13 protein-coding genes are annotated in these 17,447 nt (G+C 61.4%); 10 read left to right on the plus strand and 3 right to left on the minus strand.

What is annotated here, in order from left to right; translation table 11 throughout:
* Nucleotides 1–45 precede the first annotated feature (45 nt).
* The 3 genes from J2Z75_RS12915 to J2Z75_RS12925 form a co-directional block, all read right to left on the minus strand.
* Nucleotides 46–606, minus strand: coding sequence for a nucleotidyltransferase family protein (locus J2Z75_RS12915; RefSeq protein WP_209852893.1), 561 nt, complete (start codon nucleotides 604–606; stop codon nucleotides 46–48).
* A gap of 123 nt (nucleotides 607–729) precedes the next feature.
* The gene (locus J2Z75_RS12920; RefSeq protein WP_209852895.1) at nucleotides 730–1,128 is read right to left on the minus strand and encodes a VOC family protein; all 399 of its coding nucleotides are present in this window, start codon (nucleotides 1,126–1,128) and stop codon (nucleotides 730–732) included.
* Between the two features lie 59 nt (nucleotides 1,129–1,187).
* Nucleotides 1,188–1,634 carry a MarR family winged helix-turn-helix transcriptional regulator gene (locus J2Z75_RS12925; protein ID WP_209852897.1) on the minus strand — a complete coding sequence of 149 codons (447 nt, stop codon included), beginning with the start codon at nucleotides 1,632–1,634 and terminating at the stop codon, nucleotides 1,188–1,190.
* Between the two features lie 72 nt (nucleotides 1,635–1,706).
* On the opposite strand from J2Z75_RS12925, the gene J2Z75_RS12930 reads away from it, so the two are divergent.
* The 10 genes from J2Z75_RS12930 to glgB all read left to right on the plus strand — a co-directional run bounded on the left by J2Z75_RS12930 (nucleotide 1,707) and on the right by glgB (nucleotide 17,436).
* Nucleotides 1,707–2,438 carry a DUF899 domain-containing protein gene (locus J2Z75_RS12930; RefSeq protein WP_209852899.1) on the plus strand — a complete coding sequence of 244 codons (732 nt, stop codon included), beginning with the start codon at nucleotides 1,707–1,709 and terminating at the stop codon, nucleotides 2,436–2,438.
* A gap of 42 nt (nucleotides 2,439–2,480) precedes the next feature.
* On the plus strand, nucleotides 2,481–2,969 hold the full coding sequence (locus J2Z75_RS12935) for a DUF1579 domain-containing protein (RefSeq protein ID WP_209852901.1): 489 nt from the start codon (nucleotides 2,481–2,483) through the stop codon (nucleotides 2,967–2,969).
* Nucleotides 2,970–3,024: 55 nt separating this feature from the next.
* Nucleotides 3,025–3,801 (plus strand): VOC family protein, encoded by a 777-nt coding sequence (locus J2Z75_RS12940; protein ID WP_209852903.1) that lies wholly within the window; start codon nucleotides 3,025–3,027, stop codon nucleotides 3,799–3,801.
* Nucleotides 3,802–3,879: 78 nt separating this feature from the next.
* A complete protein-coding gene (locus J2Z75_RS12945; RefSeq protein WP_209852904.1) occupies nucleotides 3,880–4,308 on the plus strand; it encodes a VOC family protein in 429 nt (142 codons plus the stop codon).
* A 99-nt stretch (nucleotides 4,309–4,407) separates the two neighbouring features.
* Nucleotides 4,408–7,740: a transglutaminase family protein gene (locus J2Z75_RS12950; protein WP_209852906.1), complete on the plus strand. Its 3,333-nt coding sequence runs from the start codon at nucleotides 4,408–4,410 to the stop codon at nucleotides 7,738–7,740.
* A gap of 7 nt (nucleotides 7,741–7,747) precedes the next feature.
* On the plus strand, nucleotides 7,748–10,162 hold the full coding sequence (locus J2Z75_RS12955; RefSeq protein WP_209852908.1) for a circularly permuted type 2 ATP-grasp protein: 2,415 nt from the start codon (nucleotides 7,748–7,750) through the stop codon (nucleotides 10,160–10,162).
* A 37-nt stretch (nucleotides 10,163–10,199) separates the two neighbouring features.
* The gene (locus tag J2Z75_RS12960) at nucleotides 10,200–11,078 is read left to right on the plus strand and encodes a transglutaminase family protein (protein ID WP_209852910.1); all 879 of its coding nucleotides are present in this window, start codon (nucleotides 10,200–10,202) and stop codon (nucleotides 11,076–11,078) included.
* Between the two features lie 176 nt (nucleotides 11,079–11,254).
* Nucleotides 11,255–12,505, plus strand: coding sequence for a vWA domain-containing protein (locus J2Z75_RS12965; RefSeq protein ID WP_209852912.1), 1,251 nt, complete (start codon nucleotides 11,255–11,257; stop codon nucleotides 12,503–12,505).
* 258 nt (nucleotides 12,506–12,763) lie between these two features.
* Nucleotides 12,764–15,229: a glycogen/starch/alpha-glucan phosphorylase gene (locus tag J2Z75_RS12970; protein WP_209852914.1), complete on the plus strand. Its 2,466-nt coding sequence runs from the start codon at nucleotides 12,764–12,766 to the stop codon at nucleotides 15,227–15,229.
* Nucleotides 15,226–17,436, plus strand: a complete 2,211-nt coding sequence (glgB, locus tag J2Z75_RS12975) for a 1,4-alpha-glucan branching protein GlgB (protein WP_209852916.1) — start codon at nucleotides 15,226–15,228, stop codon at nucleotides 17,434–17,436. Before J2Z75_RS12970 ends, glgB begins: the two co-directional genes overlap by 4 nt.
* Nucleotides 17,437–17,447: the final 11 nt, after the last annotated feature.

Here is a 17,447-nt window from a genome sequence, read left to right on the forward strand (position 1 = left end):
CGCCCTTCCCGCCACAAAGACCAGTGGGCGACGCGCTGCCGCCTGTTATCCCATGACTGTCAACCACGGCCAGCGCAAGCGATAGTCCTTGCATTTGTTTGCAAACAGGTCTGGTTGAGCGTTGAGGGGATTCATCCGCAAAATGCCGTTCCACATATCGTCGAGGCTATCCGGCGCATACAGCGCCCGGTCTTCTACTCTGATCCCCAATCGCGTGCAGGAAATGAGGTAGCGATCGACGCCGTCTTCGACAGTTTGGAGCCGAGGATACGACTTGCCGAATTTTTCAAAATACCAGAGGTGCACCCGTGCCTGGTTCCTGATTTCGACCTGCTGTCCCACATCGCCGAGAACATGTCTGGCACGGCGGATGACGGCATCCTCCGCTTCCCAGGATAAGTCGTCATCGTCGAAATAGAAGACATCATAGTCCTTCACCCCCCATGCGGCGTCCTTGCCGTACTTGAGATTCCAGGCTGTCTGAAACAGGCATCCTGCCGTCACCATGCATTGAGGCAGCTTGAGCATTGGCAGCGCGTTTAGAAGTTCAGCATTAACCGGGTTGGCCAGCACCAGACTCAAGAATTGCGCTTCGGATATCGACATGGAAATCTGCCCTTTGCGTGTGGCCCGCCAAATCGGCGGCCCCTGTGCAATACGCCACCCAGCAAGAGGGCGCCAACCGAAGCCGACGCCCTTTCTGCCAAATCTACCTCAACGACGGAGGCATCAGCTCGCCGCCTGCGGCTCCATATAGGCCAGTTCCCAGACATGGCCGTCCGGGTCCTGGAAGCTGCAGCCGTACATGAAGCCGTAGTCCATCACCGGCCGCCATGCCTTGCCGCCGGAGGCCAGCGCCTTGGCGAGCGTCTCGTCAACCTCGGCCCGACTCGACGCCGACAGGCAGGTCAGCACTTCCGTCGTTTTCGATGTATCGGCGATCTCGTCGATAATGAAATCCCTGAAGCGGGAATGGACCAGCAGCATGACGAAGATATTGTCGGCAACGATCATGCAGGCCGCATTCTCGTCGGAGAAATTCGGATTGAAGCTGAACCCAAGCGCGCCGAAAAAGGCCTTGGACTTTTCCAGATCCTTCACCGGCAGGTTTACAAAAATCATTCTCATAGGCAGTCTCCTCTCTGGTTATGCGACGTTCCGCCTCCTCCGACGGATGTTGGAAAGCGTCAGGCAAGCGCCAGAAGGTCGGCGCGCAACCTGTCCGGCCGGCCTTCGCCCAAAGCGGCGTCGACCTCGGCATGAGTGCTCGCCCAGATCGGCACTGCCCTCGACAGCAGGGCATGCCCCGCCGGCGTCAGCTTCATCCGGCGCAGGCGGCGATCCCTGGCATCAGTCGTCGTTTCCACGAGCCCGCGCTTCTCCAGCGGTTTCAGTGCCGCCGTCAGCGTCGTGCGGTCCATGGCGAGCAGATGCGCGACAGGCCCCATGCCCGGCGGCTCCGGCCGGTTGAGCGACATCAGCAGCGAAAACTGGCCATTGGTCAGATCCAGCGGCCGCAACGCCTCATCGAATTTCCGCGCCAGCGCCCGCGCTGCGCGCTGCACATGAAGGCACAGGCATGTGTCGCGCACAAGAAGGGTGGTCTCGAAAGGAATCACGATGGGCTTTGACATATCGATATAATGTTGATATCAACGTATTTAGTCAAGCGGAACGAAACGCGATTTTCTGAGGAGGAATGAACGATGTTGACCAATCCGGTTGTATCCCGCGACGAATGGCTCGACGCCCGCCGGGCGCTGCTCGCCACCGAAAAGGAAGAAACGAAGCTGCGCGACAAGATCCGCGCCGAGCGCCAGAAGCTCCCCTGGGTCAAGGTCGACAAGACCTACACATTCGATACGCCGGCGGGCAAAAAGACCTTGGCCGACCTGTTCGACGGCCGCAGCCAGCTGATGATCTACCATTTCATGTTCGGCCCCGACTGGGAGGCCGGCTGCCCGGGTTGCTCCTTCCTTGCCGACCATATCGACGGCACGCTTGCCCATCTCAACAATCACGACGTGACCTATGTCTGCGTCTCCCGCGCGCCGCTTGGCAAGATCGAGGCCTACAGGAAGCGCATGGGCTGGAAATTCCCCTGGGTGTCGTCGCTCGGTAGCGATTTCAATTTCGACTACCACGTGTCCTTCACCAGGGAGGAACTTGAAAGCGGCAAGGTCTTCTACAATTTCCGCGAAATATCCGCCGATGAGGCCAATGACGAACTGCCGGGCATGAGCGCCTTCATCCGCGACGAGACCGGCAATGTCTATCACACCTATTCCGACTACGCCCGCGGCGGCGAGGAAATCCTCACCACGCTGATGATCCTCGACCGGGCACCAAAAGGCCGCAATGAAACGTCAACATTGAGCTTCGTAAAACGTCACGATGAATATGAAACGGAGCCAAAGGCGCATTCCTGCTGCGCCTGACGATATCTGACCGGTCGAATCGCGCGAAGAGGAGACGATGCGATGAAGGCGGACCTTGTTGACCAACACCGGTGGCTGCAACAACTGACCGGCAGATGGCGGATGACGTTCGATCCGCCGGGCGAAAGCGCGGAGCAGGCCCCCGAGGCGGCATGGGAAGAGGAAACCCGCTCCCTCGGCGGCGCCTGGATCGTCTCCGAATCGACCGGGACCATGCCGGACGGCGGCACGGCGACGAATATCCTGACGCTCGGCTACGACCCGGCTAGGAAGCGCTATGTCGGCTCTTTCATCAGCTCCGTCATGACCAATATCTGGATCTACGAAGGTACGCTCGATGACACCGGCAAGGTGCTGACGCTCGACTGCGAAGGCCCGGATTTCGACACCACCGGCAGGACGGCACGATACCAGGACATCATCGCGATCAAGGACGAGAACACCCGGAATTTCTCGTCCCGCATCCTGAATGCCGACGGCACTTGGAAACATGTCATGTCCTGCGACTACAAACGTATTTCCACAGTCTGACGACCTGCTTTTCCGACCCACGCAACGTCCAAAAAACACCAGGAGGAGAAATGCAATGAGCGACAAACACGGCGCGTTCGTCTGGTACGAACTGATGACCACCGATACCAAGGCAGCGGAAGCATTCTACGACGATGTCGTCGGCTGGACCTCCGTCGATTCCGGCATGCCCGGCGCGAACTATACGTTGTTCAAGGCGGGCGACGCGCGCATTGCCGGCCTGATGACGATGCCCGAAGGCGCATTGAAGATGAACGCTCCGCCGGCCTGGCTCGGCTATATCGGCGTCGATGACGTCGATGCGGCGGCACGGAAGCTCGCCAAGCTCGGCGGCACGGTGCATCGCCAGCCGGAGGATATTCCGAGCATCGGCCGCTTCGCCATCGTCACCGACCCGCACGGCGCGGTGTTTGCCCTGTTCAAGGGCGATGGCAGTGGCGAAATGCCGGAAATCGCCCAGAACGCCAATGGCAATATCGGCTGGCACGAACTGATGGCCGGCGACCTCGCGACCGAATTCCCCTTCTACCAGGAGATGTTCGGCTGGACCAAGGATACGACGATGCCGATGGGAGAGATGGGCGACTACCAGATCTTCGGCCACAATGGCGCGCAGATCGGCGGCATGATGACGAAGCCTGCCACGGTCCCCGCTCCGCCCTACTGGGGCTTCTACTTCAACGTCGAGGCCCTCGATGCCGCCATCGAACGATCGACCGCCAGGGGCGGCAAGGTCGTCAACGGCCCGATGGAAGTCCCCGGAGGCGCCTGGGTGGTCAACTGCGTCGATCCGCAGGGTGCCTATTTCAATCTTGTGGCGATGAAGCGCTGAACCGTTGTTCCCTGTCTGGACGCGCACCGGCAGACCACTGCCGGTGCGCTTTTGTGGTGCCACTATCGGAGAGAAGCCGTGCGTTTGGATTCAATCGAGGTCGTGACTCTGTTCGTCGACGATATCGATGAAGCCAAGGCCTTCTACAAAAGGGTCTTTGCTCCCGATATCGTCTATCAGGACGATGTCTCAGCCGTCTTCAAATTCTCGGGCGCGATGGTAAACCTGTTGAAGGTCACCGAAGCACCGCAACTAATCGCGCCATCGACCGTGGCACCCTTCGGCTCCGGCTCCCGCGCCTTGTTCACGATCAAGGTCGATGACACCGACGCCGTCTGCGCCGAACTGCACCGCCGAGGCGTCACGCTGCTCAACGGCCCGGTCGACCGCCCATGGGGTCGCCGCACCGCAGCCTTTGCCGATCCTTCCGGCCATGTCTGGGAAGTCGCTCAGGAACTGGGCCAGGCGGTCATGGCGCAAACCGGGGATGTCACCCACAGGAAATGAATCTTCCCGCCAAGAATTCCGCCTTGCAATCTTTCTTCGCATTGCACAAAGTCTTTTCAATGGTGGCATAGACCCACCGTCGAGGGGATAAAAGTCCGCATGGCGATCAAAGCAAGCATCTATCACCTGACGCACTACAAGTACGACAAGCCTGTGCGGCTCGGCCCACAGATCATCCGGCTGAAGCCGGCGGCCCATTCGAAGACCAAGGTGATCAGCCACTCGCTCAAGGTCACGCCGGCAAATCACTTCGTCACGCTGCAGCAGGATCCCTACGGCAACTACCTCTCGCGCTACGTTTTTCCCGACCCGGTCACAGAGCTGAAGATCGAGGTCGATCTCGTCGCCGACATGACGGTCTACAATCCCTTCGACTTCTTCATCGAGGAAGAGGCCGAGACCTTCCCGTTCACCTATCCGGAAGACATCCGCGACGACCTGAAGATCTACATGCAGCCCGAGCCGATGAGCCCGGCGCTGGAGGCCTATATCAAGTCCATCGACCTGACGCCGATGCGCACCATCGACTTCATCGTCGGCCTGAATGCCCGCCTGCAGCAGAAGGTCAACTACGTCATCCGCATGGAACCCGGCGTCCAGACGCCGGAGGAGACCTTGCAGCTGGCGCTCGGTTCCTGCCGCGATTCCAGCTGGCTGCTGGTGCAGATCCTGCGCAATCTCGGCCTCGCCGCCCGCTTCGTCTCCGGCTACCTGATCCAGCTTGCCCCCGACCTGAAGGCGCTTGACGGCCCCTCCGGCACCGAGGTCGATTTCACCGACCTGCATGCCTGGTGCGAGGTCTATATTCCCGGCGCCGGCTGGGTCGGCCTCGATCCGACCTCGGGGCTGCTCACCGGCGAAAGCCACATCCCGCTGGCCGCCACGCCGCATTACCGCAACGCCGCGCCGATCTCCGGCGGCCTCTATGGCGATGCCAACACCACCTTCGATTTCGCCATGACGGTCAGCCGCGTGGCCGAGCATCCGCGCATCACCAAGCCGTTTTCCGAGGAAAGCTGGCAGGCGCTGAACGCGCTCGGCGAACATGTCGACAAGGTGCTGAACGGCAGCGACGTGCGCCTGACCATGGGCGGCGAGCCGACCTTCGTCTCGATCGACGATTTCGAATCGGAGGAATGGAACACCGGCGCCGTCGGCCCGACCAAGCGCGACAAGGCCGATGAACTGATCCGTCGCCTGCGCGAACGCTTCGCCCCCGGCGGCTTCCTGCATTACGGCCAGGGCAAGTGGTACCCCGGCGAAAGCCTGCCGCGCTGGACCTTCTCGCTCTACTGGCGCAAGGACGGGTTACCGATCTGGCACAATCCCGATCTGATCGCCGCCGAAGGCCAGGATACCAAGGTCACCGACAAGGAAGCGGCAGCGCTGCTCACCGGCATTGCCGCCGAGCTTGAGATCGAACCGGAGATGATCATCCCCGCCTTCGAGGATCCGGCCGAGTGGATCATCAAGGAAGGCAGCCTGCCGGAAAACGTCGATCCGGAAAATTCCAAGCTGGAAAGCCCGGAAGAGCGCGCCCGCATTGCCAAGGTGTTCGAGCGCGGCCTGACGACCCCGACCGGTTATATTCTTCCCGTCCAGGCCTGGAATTCCAGGGCCGAGGGGCAGAAATGGATATCCGAGAAATGGCGCACGCGCCGCGGCAAGATCTTCCTCATGCCGGGCGATTCGCCGATCGGCTTCCGCATGCCGCTCGGCACGCTGCCCTATGTGCCGCCGTCGCAATATCCCTATATCCACCCCGAAGATCCTTCGATCGACCGCGAGCCTCTGCCGGATTACGGAACGCCAGCGAGAGCCTTGGCCGAAGCCTCCCGCAAGGTGGCAGCTGACGCCCGGCAGAAGCGCGCCGAACAGGTGCTGGAAGCGGCAAACGCCGATATCCGCGGCGCCGTGCGCACCGCCATGAGCGTCGAACCGCGCGATGGCCGCCTCTGCGTCTTCATGCCGCCGGTCGAGCGGATCGAGGATTACCTGGAGCTGATCGCCGCCGCTGAAAAGGCCGCTGCCGATCTCGGCCTGCCGATCCACATCGAGGGCTACTCGCCGCCGCAGGACGAGCGCATCAATGTCATGCGCGTGGCGCCGGATCCCGGCGTCATCGAGGTCAATATCCACCCGGCGTCCAACTGGGCCGATTGCGTCAATATAACCACGGCGATCTACGAGGAAGCCCGCCTGACAAGGCTTGGCGCCGACAAGTTCATGATCGACGGCCGCCACACCGGCACCGGCGGCGGCAACCATGTGGTTGTTGGCGGCAACAATCCCAACAACAGCCCGTTCCTGCGCCGCCCGGACCTGCTGAAGAGCCTGATCCTGCACTGGCAGCGGCATCCGTCGCTCTCCTATCTGTTCTCCGGCATGTTCATCGGCCCGACCAGCCAGGCGCCGCGCATCGACGAGGCCCGGCACGACAGCCTCTACGAACTGGAAATCGCCATGGCGCAGGTGCCCGTGCCCGGCATGGCGCAGCAGCCGCTGCCCTGGATGGTCGACCGCCTGTTCCGCAATCTCCTGACGGATGTCACCGGCAACACCCACCGCGCCGAAATCTGCATCGACAAGCTGTTTTCGCCGGATGGCCCGACCGGCCGGCTCGGCCTCGTCGAGTTCCGCGGCTTCGAGATGCCGCCGAACGCCCGCATGAGCCTTGCCCAGCAATTGCTGGTGCGCGCCCTCATCGCCCGCTTCTGGCAGAACCCGGCCGAAGGCAAGCTTGTTCGCTGGGGCACCGCCCTGCATGATCGGTTCATGCTGCCCCACTATGTCTGGCAGGATTTCCTCGATGTGCTCGGCGATCTCCGCGCCAATGGCTTCGATCTCCGGCCCGAATGGTTCGAGGCCCAGCTCGAATTCCGCTTCCCCTTCTGCGGCGAGGTCGAATATCTCGGCACCAAGCTGGAAATCCGCCAGGCGCTGGAGCCCTGGCATGTCATGGGCGAGGAAGGCGCGCCCGGCGGCACCGTGCGCTACGTCGACAGTTCGGTGGAACGCCTGCAGGTCAAACTGGATACGGCCAACCCCGAACGCTACACCGTTGCCTGCAACGGCCGTGCGCTGCCGCTTACCAAGACCGGCTTCAACGGTGTCTCCGTTGCCGGCGTCCGCTACAAGGCGTGGCAACCCGTGTCGGGTTTGCACCCCAATCTGCCGGTTAACACGCCGCTTACATTCGACATTTATGATACATGGTCGAAACGTTCGATCGGCGGCTGCATCTATCATGTTGCCCATCCGGGCGGACGCAGTTACGACACATTCCCGGTGAACGGCAACGAGGCCGAAGCCCGCAGACTGGCGCGTTTCGAGCCGTGGGGTCACACCGCCGGCGCTTACGCGCTGACGCCGGAAACCCCGACAGCAGAATTTCCCCTGACGCTCGATTTGCGGCGTCCGGCAGGAGTATAGGATCTTAATGTCCAAGAAGCAGACGGCGGAAGCGATGCACGGCCAAAACCGGATCGGAAGCGATCCGGTTTTCGGCTATCGGGCGCTTCCCGGCATTGCCGATGAAATGCTCGATACGCATGGCAATGTCCGGCCGGTCTGGCAGCATTTTCTCTCCTCCATCGGCCGCATGGACGAGACCGAGCTTTCCAACCGCTTCGCCCGCGCCGACCGCTATCTGCGCGACGCCGGCGTATTTTACCGGGCGTATGGCACGAAGGAAAATTCCGAGCGAAGCTGGCCGCTCTCCCACGTTCCGGTTCTCATCGACGATACCGAATGGCAGGCGGTCTCCAAAGGCCTCGTCCAGCGCGCCGAATTGCTCGAGCGCATGGCAGCCGACATCTACGGCCCGAACCGGCTGGTCGCGGAAGGCTTCCTGCCGCCCTCGCTGGTCGCCTCCAACCCGGAATTCCTCCGTCCGATGGTCGGCGTGCTCCCGGCCGATGGTCATTTCCTGCATTTCTGTTCCTTCGAAATCGGCCGCGGCCCAGATGGCAACTGGTGGGTGCTGTCGGACCGCACCGAGGCACCTTCCGGCGCAGGCTTCGCACTGGAAAACCGTGTCGCGACAACCCGCGCCTTTTCCGATCTCTATGCCGAAACCCACGTCCATCGGCTGGCCGGCTTCTTCGGCGCCTTCCGCGACACGCTGCAATCGCGCAAGAAACACCCGGACGACCGCATCGCCGTACTCACGCCCGGTGTCGCCAACGAAACCTATTTCGAACACGCTTATATCGCCCGCTATCTCGGCTTCATGCTGCTCGAGGGCGAAGACCTGACTGTCATCGATGGCCGTGTGATGGTCCGCACGGTTGCCGGCCTGAAGCCTGTCGGTGTCCTCTGGCGCCGCCTCGATGCCGCCTTCGCCGATCCGCTGGAGCTCAACCAGAGTTCGCATATCGGCACCCCAGGCATCGTCGAGGCGCTGCGCTCCGGCTCGGTGTCGATCGTCAATTCGCTCGGCTCGGGCATTCTGGAAACCCGTGCCTTCCTTGCCTTCATGCCGAACATCTGTCGGCATCTGCTCGGCGAGGATCCGCTGCTGCCGAGCATTGCCACCTGGTGGTGCGGCCAGCAGCCGGAACGCGACCAGGTCGCCCGCAATATCGAAAAGATGGTGATCGGCCCGGCCTATTCCACCCGGCCCTTCTTCGACGACAACGGTCAGTCGATCCTCGGTTCGTCGCTGCGCGACAACGCCAAGATCTCGGCCGCCGAATGGCTGCTGGCGGACGGACCAAAGCTCGTCGGGCAGGAAGTCGTGACGCTCTCCACCACGCCCGCCTGGGTCAACGGCAAGCTGACGCCGCGGCCGATGAGCCTGCGCGTCTATGTTGCCCGCACCCGCGACGGCTGGCAGGTCATGCCCGGCGGCTTCGCCCGCATCGGCTCCGGCGCCGACGCAGCAGCCATTGCCATGCAGGCCGGCGGCTCTGCCGCCGACGTCTGGATCGTCAGCCAGAAGCCCGTCGAGCAGATGACGCTTCTGCCGGCCGAGGAAAGCTTCATCCGCATCATGCCCGGCAGCCTGCCGAGCCGGGCTGCCGACAACCTCTTCTGGCTCGGCCGCTATATCGAGCGGGCGGAAGGCGCACTGCGCATCCTGCGCGCCTGGCACGGCCGTTATGCCGAAACCGCCAATACCGAAATGCCGCTGCTGAAGGACATCACCGACTATCTGGCCGGGCTCGATATCGATACCAAGCAGCCGGTGCCCGACAGCCTGATGGCCAATATCAACAGCGCCCTGTTTTCCGCCAGCAACATCCGCGACCGCTTCTCCGCCGACGGCTGGCTGGCGCTCAACGACCTCGCCAAGACCGCGCGCAAATTCCAGTCGACGGTGCAGGCAGGCGACGACGCCACCCATGCCATGACCATCCTCTTGCGCAAGCTGGCGGGCTTTGCCGGTCTCGTGCATGAAAACATGTATCGCTTTACCGGCTGGCGCTTCCTGTCGATCGGCCGTTATCTCGAGCGCGGCCTGCACATGACCCGGCTACTCGGCCATATGTCCGGCGAGGACGCGCCCGACGGCGCCTATGACATGCTGCTCGAAATCGGCGACAGCGTCATGACCCACCGCCGCCGCTACAACGTCAACACCGCCTCGCTCACCGTCACCGACCTGCTTGCGCTCGATCCGCTCAACCCGCGCTCCATCCTCTATCAGCTGAACGAGATCAAGACGGAGGTCGAGCAATTGCCGAATGCCTTCTCGAACGGCCAGATGTCGCCCTTCTATCGCGAGGCGATGAAACTTCATGCCGGTCTCGCTGTCATGACGCCGGAGGCGATGAACGCCGAGGTCTACAATCACCTGGAACAGGAACTCGGGCGCTTCTCCAACATCCTCGCGCAAACCTATCTCGGATAGGATATGACGTATCGCCTGCGCCGAAACTGAGAGTTCCATGCTCTACGACATCAATCTGCGGATCACCTACACCTACGAAGTCCCGGTTTCGGGCGGCCGGCATGTCGTGCGCGTGCTTCCCGTGTCGCTGCCGGACCGTCAGCGGCTTGTGGCAGGCACCGTCACCTGCACGCCGCCGCCGGAAGAGCGCCGCGACAGCGTCGATTTCTTCGCCAATCCGTCGACCTCGATCCTGTTTCGCAGGCAGCATGAGAAACTGGTGATCCGCATGCAGGCCCGCGTCCAGCTCGAGCCCCAGGCGCTGACCGCCGATTTTTCGCCGGATCTTGCCGGCTTTCCCGCCGAGCTTGCCAGCGTCTGGTCGCTCGACGCCAATTCGCCGCATCATTTTCTCGGCGCCAGCCCGCGCCTGCCGGACGATACCGCAATCGCTGCCTATGCCCGCGGCATCGCCAGGCCCGGCATGACCATCCGCCAGATCGCAACGGCCATCTGCGCCGAAATCCACAAGGATTTCGTCTACGATCCGAAGGCGACCACCGTCGATACGACGCCGCGCGAGGCCTTCAAGCTGAAGCGCGGCGTCTGCCAGGACTTCACCCATGTGATGATCACGGCGCTGCGCAGCCTCGGCATTCCCGCCGGCTATGTCAGCGGTTTTCTCAGAACCATTCCGCCGCCGGGCAAGGAGCGCCTGGAAGGCGCCGACGCCATGCATGCCTGGGTGCGGTTCTGGTGCGGAACCACCGCCGGCTGGCTCGAACTTGACCCGACCAACAATATTTTTGCCGGATTGGATCATATTGTCGTCGGCCATGGCCGCGACTACAGCGACGTCGCACCGGTCATCGGTGTGCTGAAAAGCTACGGATCGCACAAGACGGAGCAAGCCGTCGACGTCATTCCCTTGCAGTGACCCACAACGGGAACGCCCGCCGTCCCCTTTTCGCACATCGAAACAGCCCCAACAGCCTGCATTTGTGGGATCGCTAAAATTTTAATCAATTCCGACGTCTGAGTTGAACGAGGCCGTAAGACTTACCGGATAGATGTCATTCCATTGAGAAATGTCGTCTGTTTCGTGTGGGGAAAATGGCAAAGCGATCAACTCTTCTGCAGTCCTGTTCAAATCTTGTTGGCGACCGCCTCGGCAATTTCGGCATGATGACGGCGCTTTTGCTTCCGGTCCTGCTCGCCTCGGGCGGTGTCGCAATCGACATGACCAATATGATGATGGCGAAGAACCATCTGCAGGACGCGACCGATGCCGCCGCCCTTGCCGCATCATCGGCGCTTGCCAACCAGACCTCGACACAGGCGGAGGCCAAGCTGATGGCCAAGAGCTTCGTAAAAGCCCAGATGCAGAACTGGAAGTCATCCAGCATGACTCCGGAAGAACAGGCCGATTTTGACGAATCTTTTTCCGGCACGGTCGTTACCATCGACGAGCAGGCAGCCACCGTCGGCCTCGGCAATGCCAAGACTTACAATGTCCAGGTCTCGTCAAGCTTCGATGTCCCGCTCAATGCCATGACCCAGCTGCTCGGCATGAAAAAAACCACGATCAGCACCACAAGCAAGTCTTTAGGCTCGACCGAAGCGAAGAATGCGCTCTCGATGTTCCTGGTTCTCGATCGCTCCGGCTCGATGGCGTGGAAGACCAACGCGATCGATACCACCAGCAAATCCTGCAATACCTACCAGGAAAGCAACTGGCCCCTCGCCACATGGAGCACACCCTGCTACGTGGCGAAGATCGCCTCGCTGAAGCTGGCCGTCGGCAATCTGCTCGCGCAGCTGAAAACGGCCGATCCGGACTCCAATTATGTCCGGACCGCGGACGTGTCGTATAGCAGCCAAAAGGATACCACCGGCACCCTCGAGTGGGGCACGGCATCAGCCCTGAACTATGTCAATTTGCTTACCGCAGAAGGCGGCACGGATTCGAGCGGTGCGTTCAAGGCCGCCCTTGCTGCACTGACAAAGACGGGTAAAAACTCGGAAGAAAAGATCCACGAGGCAAAGAACGGCCAAACCGCGCCGACAAAATATATCGTTTTCATGACTGACGGCGAGAACAACTTTTACAATGGCACCAACACCAAAGGCAATGACGTAAAGTCTGACAACGCCACAAAAACAGCCTGCGATTCGGCACGCACCAACAAGATCGAAGTCTTTACCGTCGCCTTCATGGCGCCGACACGCGGCCAGACTCTTTTGAAATATTGCGCAACGGACGCCAACCATTATTTCCAGGCTGAAGATAGCGCTGCCCTGGTCGCCGCCTTCAAGGCGATCGGCGCAAAGGCAGCCGACCTGTCCGTCCGGCTGACACAGTGATACGGTAGAAGTCTTTCGCAACAAGCCCGCCCGAGACATCGAGGCGGGCTTTTTTGCGTGTTGTCGCCACCCCCGCCGACACATCTGTCTCCATGCGTCCGGCAATCCGCAAGCCGTTTCGAAGCTGCCGCCGGATCAATTTTCATCTTATTGAAAACGCTATTGCAAGCGCTTCGTATCGGTGCATAAATCGCTCATATGCCCCGTTGGTGTTCGCCTCCGGTCTCCCAAACCGCAAGCAGAGGGTAAGCCTTTTCCATGATCGATCGTTTGTCCAACGAAAAAATTCCCAGCGCCGCACCCCGCGAATCGAGCTCCGAAGTCCTGGCTCAGGAAATTATCGAACGCCTCACCTATCGTATCGGCAAGGACCCGAAAGTCGCCAAGCCGCATGACTGGCTGACCGCCGCGATCCTGGTCGTGCGCGACCGCATTACCGACAACTGGATGGAATCGACGCGCAAGACCTACGCGACCGATGCCAAGCGCGTTTATTACCTGTCGCTCGAATTCCTGATTGGCCGCCTGATGCGTGATGCCGTCACCAATATCGGCCTGATGGACGAACTGCGCCAGGCGCTCGCCTCCTTCGGCGTCGATATCGACGTCATTGCCGCCCTGGAACCGGATGCGGCTCTCGGCAACGGCGGTCTCGGCCGTCTGGCTGCCTGTTTCATGGAATCGATGGCAACGGTCGATATCCCGGCCTATGGCTACGGCATCCGCTACGTGCATGGCCTCTTCCGCCAGCAGATGGCCGATGGCTGGCAGGTCGAACTGCCGGAAACCTGGCTGGCCCACGGCAACCCCTGGGAGTTCGAGCGCCGCGAAAGCTCCTACGAAATCGGCTTCGGCGGCTCGGTCGAAACCGTCAACGTCGACGAGGAAGTCACCCGTTACGTCTGGAAACCGGCCGAGCGCGTCATCGCCACGGCCTGCGATACGCCGGTGGTCGGCTGGCGTGCCAAGCGCGTCAACACCCTGCGCCTGTGGACCGCCCATCCGATCGACCCGATCCTGCTCGACGCCTTCAACGCCGGCGACCACATCGGCGCTCTCAGAGAAAGCAACAAGGCGGAAAGCCTTGCCCGCGTTCTCTATCCGGCCGACGCCACCCCGGCCGGTCAGGAACTGCGCCTGCGTCAGGAATTCTTCTTCTCCTCCGCCTCGTTGCAGGACATCCTGCGCCGCCATCTGCAGCAATATCCGGATTTCACGTCGCTCGCCGACAAGGTCGCCATCCAGCTCAACGACACCCATCCGGCCGTCTCCGTCGCCGAACTGGTCCGCCTCCTGACCGACGTTCACGGCATGGATTTCGAAGCCGCCTGGGATATCGCCCGCCACACCTTCTCCTATACCAACCACACGCTTCTGCCCGAGGCGCTCGAAACCTGGCCGGTGCCGCTGTTCGAACGTCTCTTGCCGCGTCACATGCAGATCGTCTATGCGATCAACGCCAAGATCCTGCTCGAAGCCCGCAAGCAGAAGGTCCATACCGATCAGGAAGTGCGCAATATCTCGCTGATCGACGAGAGCGGCGACCGCCGCGTGCGCATGGGCAACCTCGCTTTTGTCGGTTCGCACTCGATCAATGGCGTTTCCGCCCTACATACCGAACTCATGAAGGAAACTGTCTTCGCCGACCTCCACCGGCTTTATCCGACACGCATCAACAACAAGACCAACGGCATCACTCCGCGCCGCTGGCTGATGCAGTGCAATCCGGACCTTGTGACGCTGATCCGCGAGGCGATCGGTGACGAGTTCATGGACAACACGGAAGCCCTGCAGGCACTCGACGCCTTTGCCGACAAGCCTGACTTCCAGGAGAAATTCGCAAGGATCAAGCGCTCCAACAAGGTCAAGCTGGCCCAGCTGGTCCAGAGCCGCATGGGCATCCGGCTCGATCCGTCGGCAATGTTCGACATCCAGATCAAGCGCATCCACGAATACAAGCGCCAGCTCCTCAACATCGTCGAGGCGATTTCGCTCTACGACCAGATCCGTTCGCATCCGGAACTCGACTGGGTGCCGCGGGTCAAGCTGTTCGCCGGCAAGGCGGCGCCGAGCTATCACAACGCCAAGCTCATCATCAAGCTTGCCAACGACGTGGCCAAGGTCATCAACAACGACCCGTCCGTGCGCGGCCTTTTGAAGATCGTCTTCATCCCCAACTACAACGTCTCCCTCGCCGAGATCATGGTCCCCGCCGCCGATCTCTCCGAGCAGATTTCGACGGCCGGCATGGAAGCGTCGGGAACCGGGAACATGAAGTTCGCGTTGAACGGCGCGCTGACCATCGGAACGCTGGATGGCGCCAATGTCGAAATGCGCGACTGGGTCGGCGAGGAAAACATCAAGATATTCGGGATGACGGCGGACGAAGTCACCAAGGTGCGCGCCGAAGGCCACAATCCCCGCGCCATCATCGAGCAATCGCGGGAACTGTCGCAGGCGCTGTTTGCCATCTCCTCCGGCGTCTTCTCCCCTGATGACCGCAATCGCTTCACCGCCCTGATCGACGGAATCTACAATCACGACTGGTTCATGGTGGCGGCCGATTTCGACGCCTACACTAAGGCGCAGCGTGAGGTGGACGCCATCTGGGCGGAGCCGGCCAGTTGGTATTCCAAGACCATCCGCAACACCGCGCGCATGGGCTGGTTCTCCTCCGACCGTACAATCCGGCAATATGCCGGGGAAATCTGGAGAGCTGGATGACAATAGTGCCAAAAGACGCCACGCCTACCGTCCCGCCAGCAAGCCTGTCGACGGAAGAGATTGCGGCGATCCTCGCTGGCACTCATACCAATCCGTTCGCAGCACTCGGCGTCCATCCGGCCGGCAAGGAGTTTGTTGCCCGCTGCTTCATCCCGGGCGCCGAAACCGTTGCGGCCGAGACATTGGCCGGCAAGGAGATCGGCACGCTGACCCGGCGTGACGATGCCGGGTTCTTCGAAGGCCCGATCGCCGTCAAGAAGATCCAGCCGGTCCGCTATCGCGCCCGCAATTCGGGCGGCGAATGGACCGTTACCGATCCCTACAGCTTCGGCCCCGTACTCGGCCCGATGGATGACTACTACATCCGCGAGGGCTCGCACCTGCGGCTGTTCGACAAGATGGGCGCGCATCCGATCAAGCATGACGGCGCCGACGGCTTTCACTTCGCCGTCTGGGCACCCAATGCAAAGCGTGTCTCCGTCGTCGGCGATTTCAACGACTGGGACGGCCGCCGCCATGTGATGCGGCTGCGCCAGGACACCGGCATCTGGGAAATCTTCATTCCCGATGTCCAGTCCGGTGCGATCTACAAATACGAGGTCGTCGGCAAGAACGGCGAACTGCTGCCGTTGAAGGCCGATCCCTTTGCCCGCCGCTCCGAGCTGCGTCCGAAAAATGCGTCGATGACGACGGGCGAAATCGCGCAGGTCTGGCAGGACGATGCGCATCGGGCCCATTGGGCAAGCGTCGATGCGCGGCGTCAGCCGATCTCGATCTACGAGGTTCATGCCGCCTCCTGGCAGTTGCGCGATGACGGCAGCATGCTGTCCTGGGACGAGATGGCCGACCGGCTGATCCCCTATTGCGTCGATATGGGCTTCACCCATATCGAGTTCCTGCCGGTCACCGAATATCCCTTCGATCCGTCCTGGGGATACCAGACCACCGGCCTTTATGCGCCGACCGCCCGCTTCGGCGAGCCGGAAGGTTTTGCCCGCTTCGTCAACGGCGCCCACAAGGTCGGCGTCGGCGTCATCCTCGACTGGGTGCCGGCCCATTTCCCGACCGACGCCCATGGCCTGCGCTGGTTCGACGGCACCGCTCTTTACGAGCACGAAGACCCCCGTCAGGGCTATCACCCCGACTGGAACACCGCGATCTACAATTTCGGCCGGGCCGAGGTGTTCTCCTATCTCGTCAACAACGCGCTCTATTGGGCCGAGAAATTCCACCTCGACGGTTTGCGCGTCGATGCGGTGGCCTCGATGCTCTATCTCGACTATTCGCGCAAGCACGGCGAATGGGTGCCGAACGAATACGGCGGCAACGAGAACCTCGACACGGTCCGCTTCCTGCAGACCATGAACAAGGAAGTCTACGGCAGCCATCCCGGCATCATCACCATCGCCGAGGAATCCACCTCCTGGCCGAAAGTCTCCGCGCCCGTTCATGCCGGCGGCCTGGGCTTCGGCTTCAAGTGGAACATGGGCTTCATGCACGACACGCTGCAATATTTGCAGCGCGAGCCGATCCACCGCAAGCACCACCACAACGACCTGACCTTCGGCCTGCTCTATGCCTTCAGCGAAAATTTCGTGCTGCCGCTGTCCCATGACGAAGTGGTGCACGGCAAGGGTTCGCTGATCGCCAAGATGGCCGGCGACGACTGGCAGAAATTCGCCAACCTGCGGGCATACTACGGGTTCATGTGGGGCTATCCCGGCAAGAAGCTCTTGTTCATGGGCCAGGAATTCGCCCAGTGGCAGGAATGGGCCGAAGACCGCGCGCTCGACTGGAACCTGCTCGAATACCCCCTGCACGAGGGCATGCGCCGGCTGGTGCGCGATCTCAACGGGACCTATCGCAACAAGGCGGCGCTGCATGCGCGTGACTGCGAAGGCGATGGTTTCGAATGGCTGATCGCCGATGACCGCGAGAATTCGGTCTTTGCCTGGCTGCGCAAGGCGCCCGGTGAAAAAATGATCGCCGTCGTCAGCAACTTTACCCCGGTCTACCGGGAAAACTACACGATACCGTTGCCCGTGGAGGGGCGGTGGAAGGAGATCCTCAACAGCGACGCCGAGATTTACGGCGGCAGCGGAAAGGGCAACGGAGGCGCCGTCCAGGCGACAAAGAACAGTTCGGGCGTCATTACGGCCACCATCACCTTGCCGCCTCTGGCGACTTTGATGCTGGAGCAGGATTAGCGCACGGCAAG

The organism is Rhizobium herbae (assembly GCF_017873135.1).
Taxonomy (GTDB): domain Bacteria; phylum Pseudomonadota; class Alphaproteobacteria; order Rhizobiales; family Rhizobiaceae; genus Pararhizobium; species Pararhizobium herbae.

Excerpts from the sequence above, each read along its gene's own strand:
- J2Z75_RS12950 (WP_209852906.1), top strand. The coding sequence starts at position 4,408 with ATGGCGATCAAAGCAAGCATCTATCACCTGACGCACTACAAGTACGAC.
- J2Z75_RS12930 (WP_209852899.1), top strand. The coding sequence starts at position 1,707 with ATGTTGACCAATCCGGTTGTATCCCGCGACGAATGGCTCGACGCCCGC.
- J2Z75_RS12965 (WP_209852912.1), top strand. The coding sequence starts at position 11,255 with ATGGCAAAGCGATCAACTCTTCTGCAGTCCTGTTCAAATCTTGTTGGC.
- J2Z75_RS12955 (WP_209852908.1), top strand. The coding sequence starts at position 7,748 with ATGTCCAAGAAGCAGACGGCGGAAGCGATGCACGGCCAAAACCGGATC.
- J2Z75_RS12970 (WP_209852914.1), top strand. The coding sequence starts at position 12,764 with ATGATCGATCGTTTGTCCAACGAAAAAATTCCCAGCGCCGCACCCCGC.
- J2Z75_RS12940 (WP_209852903.1), top strand. The coding sequence starts at position 3,025 with ATGAGCGACAAACACGGCGCGTTCGTCTGGTACGAACTGATGACCACC.
- glgB (WP_209852916.1), top strand. The coding sequence starts at position 15,226 with ATGACAATAGTGCCAAAAGACGCCACGCCTACCGTCCCGCCAGCAAGC.
- J2Z75_RS12915 (WP_209852893.1), bottom strand. The coding sequence starts at position 606 with ATGTCGATATCCGAAGCGCAATTCTTGAGTCTGGTGCTGGCCAACCCG.
- J2Z75_RS12925 (WP_209852897.1), bottom strand. The coding sequence starts at position 1,634 with ATGTCAAAGCCCATCGTGATTCCTTTCGAGACCACCCTTCTTGTGCGC.
- J2Z75_RS12920 (WP_209852895.1), bottom strand. The coding sequence starts at position 1,128 with ATGAGAATGATTTTTGTAAACCTGCCGGTGAAGGATCTGGAAAAGTCC.
- J2Z75_RS12935 (WP_209852901.1), top strand. The coding sequence starts at position 2,481 with ATGAAGGCGGACCTTGTTGACCAACACCGGTGGCTGCAACAACTGACC.
- J2Z75_RS12960 (WP_209852910.1), top strand. The coding sequence starts at position 10,200 with ATGCTCTACGACATCAATCTGCGGATCACCTACACCTACGAAGTCCCG.